General features: G+C 68.1%; 5 protein-coding genes and 3 tRNA genes. 7 read left to right on the top strand and 1 reads right to left on the bottom strand.

All coding sequences use genetic code 11. From position 1 onward, the window contains the following. Positions 1-2179 (bottom strand): sensor histidine kinase (locus M878_RS61600; RefSeq protein WP_031224753.1); only part of this gene is annotated, 2179 nt, incomplete at its 3' end. 587 nt (positions 2180-2766) lie between these two features. Between M878_RS61600 and M878_RS61595 the strand changes: the two genes are divergently transcribed. The 7 genes from M878_RS61595 (at position 2767) to M878_RS61565 (ending at position 6692) form a co-directional block, all read left to right on the top strand. Beyond that, the gene (locus M878_RS61595) at positions 2767-2961 is read left to right on the top strand and encodes a hypothetical protein (protein WP_023546522.1); all 195 of its coding nucleotides are present in this window, start codon (positions 2767-2769) and stop codon (positions 2959-2961) included. Positions 2962-3155: 194 nt separating this feature from the next. Next, complete coding sequence (locus M878_RS61590; RefSeq protein WP_023546521.1) at positions 3156-3941, top strand: fumarylacetoacetate hydrolase family protein; 786 nt, start codon at positions 3156-3158, stop codon at positions 3939-3941. Continuing rightward, entirely contained in the window at positions 3934-5427 is a 1494-nt protein-coding gene (gene gltX, locus M878_RS61585; protein WP_031224752.1) for a glutamate--tRNA ligase, read from the top strand. Before M878_RS61590 ends, gltX begins: the two co-directional genes overlap by 8 nt. Positions 5428-5569: 142 nt before the next feature. Next, positions 5570-6301: an HAD family hydrolase gene (locus tag M878_RS61580; protein ID WP_031224751.1), complete on the top strand. Its 732-nt coding sequence runs from the start codon at positions 5570-5572 to the stop codon at positions 6299-6301. Between the two features lie 90 nt (positions 6302-6391). Next, positions 6392-6463 (top strand) — tRNA-Gln (locus M878_RS61575). Positions 6464-6484: 21 nt separating this feature from the next. Further along, positions 6485-6557: transfer RNA gene (locus M878_RS61570), tRNA-Glu, on the top strand. Between the two features lie 62 nt (positions 6558-6619). Then, positions 6620-6692, top strand: a tRNA-Glu gene (locus M878_RS61565). Positions 6693-6713 lie beyond the last annotated feature (21 nt).

Below are 6713 nucleotides of genomic sequence, written 5' to 3'. Positions count from 1 at the left end.
TCTTGCCGCCCTGGGCCACGTCCACGGGCAGCATGACCAGCGCGGTCGTACCACCGGAGTCGGACGGGCGCAGCTGGATGCGGATGCCGTGCCGCTGCGAGAGCCGGCCGACCACGAAGAGGCCCATGCGGCGGGAGACGGAGACGTCCACGGTGGGCGGCGAGGCGAGCCGCTCGTTGATCGCCGCGAGGTCCTCGGGGGAGAGGCCGATACCGGTGTCGTGGATCTCGATCAGCACGCGGCCGTCGGGCAGCGCGTGACCGGTGACCTTGACCTTGGTCTGCGGCGAGGAGAACGAGGTCGCGTTCTCCAGCAGCTCGGCGAGCAGGTGCACGAGGTCGTTGACCACGCGGCCGGCGACCTCGGTGGTGGGCACGGAGGCCAGCTCGATGCGCTCGTACTGCTCCACCTCGGACGCGGCGGCGCGCAGCACGTCGACCAGCGGGACCGGGCGGGTCCAGCGCCGGCCGGGCTCCTCACCGGCAAGGACGAGGAGGTTCTCGCCGTTACGGCGCATACGGGTGGCGAGGTGGTCGAGCTTGAACAGCGAGGACAGCTGGTCCGGGTCGGCCTCGCGGGACTCCAGTTCGGAGATGAGCGACAGCTGGCGCTGGATGAGGCCCTGGGAGCGGCGCGAGAGGTTGGTGAACATCGCGTTGACGTTGCCCCGCAGCAGGGCCTGCTCGGCGGCGAGGCGGACCGCCTCGCGGTGCACGTCGTCGAAGGCCGCGGCCACCTGGCCGATCTCGTCCCGGGAGTGCACACCGACCGACTCCACGGAGGTGTCGACGTCCTGCGGGTCGGATTCCGACAGCTGCTTGACCAGCTCGGGCAGGCGGTCCTGGGCGACCTTGGTCGCGGTCTCCTGCAGCCGGCGCAGCGAGCGGATCATGGACCGGGCGACGATGAAGGCTCCGACCAGCGACACACCGAGCACGAGCAGGATCAGCGCACCGGAGATGATGGCGTCCTGCTGGGTGGCGCTCTTCAGCTCGCGGGCCTTCTGCTCCATGTCCTCGAGCAGCGTGTGCTCGATCTTCTTCATCTGCTCGATCTTGGTCGAGCTGTCGTCCACCCAGTCCTTGTAGGAGCGGGCGTTCAGGGTCTGGATGCCGTCGCGGGAGTCGAAGACGCGCTTGGCGTAGGTGTCCGCGGACTCGATCGTCGGGTTGCCCTCGTCGATCGGCTTGAGCAGTTCCTCGGCGTTGTTGCTCGCGTAGATCTTCCGGAAGATCGCGATTTCCGAGTTCTCGCTCTGGTACGCCGACTGGCCGTACAGGCGGTCGTTCTCGGACAGGTCGCCCTTGGTGGTGTTGGTCGCGGGCAGGGCGGCGGCGATCGTGGCGCGCTGTACGGAGGCGTACTCCTTGGCGGTGGAGAAGGCCGCCAGGGCGCGGGTGCGCGAGATCATCTCCGGGTTGCTGGACGCCTCGGCCATGTCCTGGGACAGGCTGATCAGCTGGGTGATCAGCCGGTGGTACGACTCGATCGTCTGGGTCGAGTTGCCCTGCGACTTGTAGGCCGTCTTGCGGATCTTGGCCAGGTCGTCCAGCTGGTTGGCGAGACCGACCAGCGCGTCACGGACGCCCTGGAGGTTGCCGTCCTTGCTGGCCGAGTCGATCTGCTCGGAGGCGTTGAGGAAGTTCTCGCGGGCCCGGTCGGTCTTCTCCTCGTAGCCCTTGACCGTGTAGTCGTTCGCGCTCAGGCCGTGCGACAGGGGACCGGCTGACTGGTCACGCTCCTCCTGGAGCGCGGCGGCCAGCTCGGTGGCCTGCTTGGTCATGTCCGTCAGCAGCTTCATGTTGTCGAGCTGCTGGATGTCGTTGATGTTCTGGTCGATGCGCAGCGCGCCCAGCGAGGTCGCCGCGACCACGGGCAGCGCGAGCAGCGACACCAGGCGCGTGGAGATGCGCCAGTTGCGCAGGGCCATCCGCGAACCGGTGCCGGAGGGGCCCTTGCCGGGCTTCACCGTCGGCGCGGGGGTGGCGCCGGTGGTGGCCGACCCGGTGGAGGCGGTCGGGGACGACACGCCGGGGCGTCCGCTGCGCTGACCGCCGTCCCCGGACGGGGCCGGGTTCTGGGCGTGCTGGGGCGAGGAGCTGCCCTTCATGGGGCCAGTCCCGTCGTGCGACTCCGGCTCCGCCGAAGCGCTGCCATCCCTCTTGAAACGTCCCTGCACTAGCGTCGCAACCTCTGGACCAGGCGCCCCTTCGCGTGAACGGAGGGACACGGTGTCGGCGTTTGGAGAGCGCCCTGAAAACGCCCCCCGGTGGTCTTGAGTGACCGGCGCTGGTTCCCCCCATCTCACCGCCACGTCGGCGCTGGTCGCGCCGCCTGTGCGCCGGCTCGATCCCCGCGGCGGTCCGTGGAATTCCAGCACAGTGCCGGATCTCCAACAAGGGCCGTGGTCCGAGCTGTGACCTCCGTGACGGGCTGTGAGTGCCATGTCACCAGCCGTGGAAGCCGTTCCTGGACAAATCGGTCATATCTCACCGAGTTGGCGCCTGGCGTCAGGTGTCTGAGTCGCCATGATCAGGAGCGGAATGATGGGTTCAGGGGGTCAATGTCCGTTTCGTTGGGACGCGTTGCGGCGCAGATTTGACCGAATTGTCATCGAGGTCGTGAGCAAACTCACATGCAGATCGTGGGCAGTTGGCGCCGCCGGCAGGGAATCGGATGTTTAGCCTGGCGCTTTACATGAGGGATGAGTCTGTAAACCAGACGACTCTTTAAACCCACCCGACCAGAGGGCACAGGACCACAACGGTGAAGACGACGACCATGTTCCACAAGATCGCCAACCCGCGACGCACGACTCTGGCGCATCTCCAGGACGCCGACGAACTGCAGACGCCCGAGCTGCCGGAGCACTCCGTCGATCTCCCCGCCCAGACTGCCAACCCGCGGCGCACGGTCCTGGTGGACGTCCCGGCGGGCGCGACGGTCCCGGCCGGAGAGTAGCCGATCACGCTCCCGCGCTCCGCGGCCGACCGGGCTGACGCGGCTCACCTTTTCCGCTGAATTCCCGGGACTGCGTTTTCGTGGTTTCCGTACGACGCCTTTCCGGGCCTGCGGCTATGCCGAACGCCGGACGGTCCGACCGGTTAACCTGGGGCGTCAGTACGCCGGTTCTCAGTAAGGGGCGCAAGGATCCCGTGCGCATCGCCAGGTTCTCCATCGACGGGAACGTCGCCTTCGGCGCGGTCGAGGGCGACAAGCAGGACGAACTCGTCCTCGACATCATCAAGGGCATCCCGTTCGCGGACCACGAGCTGTCCGGTACGAAGGTGCCGCTGAGCAAGGTCAGGCTGCTCCCGCCGATCCTCCCCAACAAGGTCGTGGCCTTCGGCCGTAACTACGCCGACCACGCGCGCGAGCTGGGCAACGAGATGCCCGACGCCCCGTTCGCCTTCTTCAAGCCGTCCACCTCGGTGATCGGCCCCGGCGACGCCATCCAGTACCCGCCGTTCTCCGAGGAACTGCACCACGAGGCCGAGCTGGCCGTCGTCATCGGCCGTATGTGCCGCGAGGTCCCGCGCGAGCGCGTCAAGGACGTCATCTTCGGTTACACCTGCGCCAACGACGTCACCGCCCGCGATGTGCAGAAGCGTGAGAAGCAGTGGGCCCGGGCCAAGGGCTTCGACACCTCCTGCCCGCTCGGCCCCTGGGTGGAGACGGACCTGGACCTGGAGCGGGCGAACGACCTGACCATCCAGTGCACCGTCAATGGCCAGCAGCGCCAACTGGGCCGCACCAGCGAGATGATCCACCCCATCGAGGACTTGGTCGTCAACATCTCCGAGGCCATGACCCTGCTCCCCGGCGACGTCATCCTCACCGGCACCCCCGCGGGGGTCGGCCCCTTGAACGTCGGCGACGAGGTCGCCGTCACCATCGAAGGCATCGGCACTCTCACCAACAAGGTTGTCAAGCGTGGCTAGCGCACCCGGCTCCCCCGTACGCGTCCGTTTCTGCCCCTCGCCCACCGGTAACCCCCACGTGGGCTTGGTCCGGACCGCCCTGTTCAACTGGGCGTTCGCCCGGCACCACCAGGGCAGCGGTGCTCAATTCGTCTTCCGTATCGAGGACACTGACGCGGCCCGTGACTCGGAGGAGTCGTACAACCAGCTGCTCGACGCGATGCGCTGGCTCGGCTTCGACTGGGACGAGGGCCCCGAGGTCGGCGGCCCGCACGCGCCGTACCGCCAGTCGCAGCGCATGGACATCTACCAGGACGTCGCACAGAAGCTGCTGGACAGCGGCCACGCCTACCACTGCTACTGCTCCCAGGAGGAGCTGGACAGCCGCCGCGAGGCGGCGCGGGCGGCCGGGAAGCCGTCGGGCTACGACGGCCACTGCCGCGACCTGACCGCCGCGCAGGTCGAGGAGTACAAGGCCCAGGGCCGCACCCCGATCGTCCGCTTCCGGATGCCGGACGAGACGATCACCTTCACCGACCTGGTCCGCGGCGAGCTGACCTTCACCCCCGAGAACGTGCCGGACTACGGCATCGTCCGGGCGAACGGCGCCCCGCTGTACACGCTGGTCAACCCGGTCGACGACGCCCTGATGGAGATCACCCACGTCCTGCGGGGCGAGGACCTGCTCTCCTCCACCCCGCGCCAGATCGCCCTGTACAAGGCGCTGATCGAGCTGGGCATCGCCAAGCAGACCCCGGCCTTCGGCCACCTGCCGTACGTGATGGGCGAGGGCAACAAGAAGCTGTCGAAGCGTGATCCGCAGTCGTCGCTGAACCTCTACCGCGAGCGGGGCTTCCTCCCCGAGGGCCTGCTCAACTACCTCTCCCTGCTGGGCTGGTCGCTCTCCGCGGACCAGGACATCTTCACGATCGACGAGATGGTCGCCGCCTTCGACATCTCCGACGTGAACCCCAACCCGGCGCGCTTCGACCTGAAGAAGTGCGAGGCGATCAACGGCGACCACATCCGCATGCTGGAGGTGAAGGAGTTCACCGAGCGCTGCCGCCCGTGGCTGAAGGCTCCCTTCGCCCCCTGGGCGCCGGAGGACTTCGACGAGGCGAAGTGGGAGGCGATCGCCCCGCACGCCCAGACCCGCCTCAAGGTCCTCTCCGAGATCACCGACAACGTCGACTTCCTGTTCCTCGCCGAGCCGGTCGAGGACGAGGCCTCGTGGACGAAGGCGATGAAGGAAGGCAGTGACGCCCTCCTCCGCACGGCCCGCGAGAAGCTGGAGTCCGCGGACTGGACGTCTCCGGAGTCCCTGAAGGAGGCCGTCCTGGCCGCCGGCGAGGCCCACGGCCTCAAGCTCGGCAAGGCCCAGGCCCCGGTCCGCGTCGCCGTCACCGGCCGCACCGTCGGCCTGCCCCTCTTCGAGTCCCTGGAAGTCCTGGGCAAGGAGAAGACGCTGGCCCGCATCGACGCGGCCCTGACGAAGCTGAGCGCCTAGCCGACCCAACGCATGAGGGCGGCACCCGGATCTCCGGGTGCCGCCCTCATGCGTTGGTCACCGCGCTGCGCAGGTGCTCGTCCGGGCCGAGTGGCGCCCATGCCGACCACTCTGCCCGCCGTCCGGCGGTACCGTCGGTGGCATGACGATCAGAGCCGTGGTCTGGGACGTGGACGACACCCTCTTCGACTACACGACCGCGGACCGGCAGGGCATGCGGGCGCATCTGGTGGCCGAGGGGTTGATCCAGGAGTACGGCAGCGCCGAGGCGGCTCTGGTCCGGTGGCGGGAGATCACCGACCAGCAGTGGGCGCGGTTCTCCGCCGGTGAGGTCGACTTCGTCACACAGCGCCGGGACCGTACCCGGGACTTTCTCGGCCGACAGCTGACCGACGACGAGGCCGACGCCTGGTTCCAGCGGTACATAAGGCACTACGAGGCCGCCTGGGGCCTCTTCCCGGATGTGCTGCCCGTCCTGGAGGCCCTCTCCGGCAGTCACCGGCACGCGGTGCTGTCCAATTCCAGCATCACGGTCCAGGAGCACAAGCTGCGCAGCCTCGGCATCCTCGACCGCTTCGAGGCCGTCCTGTGCGCCGCCGAGCTGGGCGTCTCCAAGCCGGAGGCCGGGGCCTTCCTGGCGGCCTGCGAGGCGCTGCACCTGCCGCCGCACGAGGTGGCGTACGTCGGTGACCACCCGGAGATCGACGGACGGGGCGCCGCCGAGGCCGGGCTGCTGTCCGTGTGGATCGACCGCGGGACGGCCCAGTCGCAGTCGGCTGAGGGCGCTGTCGTGCACCGGATCTCGACCCTCGCCGAACTCCCCGCGCTCGTCCGCGCGGATACCCGTTTTGGAGCCCCGTCCACCTTCGGGTAATGTTCTTCCTGCGCCGAGGGGAGCGGGCCGGAAGGCCGGAGCCCCGAGGAGCAAGCTAGAACGAAGACCCCGCAGGGGCTTGAGTTCCGGTGGCCTATGGTGTAATTGGCAGCACGACTGATTCTGGTTCAGTTAGTCTTGGTTCGAGTCCAGGTAGGCCAGCTCGCAGAGCTTATCTGCAAAGCCCCCGTTGTGTAGCGGCCTAGCACGCTGCCCTCTCAAGGCAGTAGCGCCGGTTCGAATCCGGTCGGGGGTACAGATCCTTCCCGCGAGGACGGCTCGGGTAGCTCCCTCCGTCATCGATGCAGGATCGCTAGGGCCCCCGTTGTGTAGCGGCCTAGCACGCCGCCCTCTCAAGGCGGTAGCGCCGGTTCGAATCCGGTCGGGGGTACTGACTGGTCTAAACCATCAT

The organism is Streptomyces roseochromogenus subsp. oscitans DS 12.976 (genome assembly GCF_000497445.1).
Lineage (GTDB): Bacteria > Actinomycetota > Actinomycetes > Streptomycetales > Streptomycetaceae > Streptomyces > Streptomyces oscitans.
The sequence above is the reverse complement of the archived record's forward strand: the minus strand, read 5'-3'. Positions and strand labels throughout refer to the sequence as shown.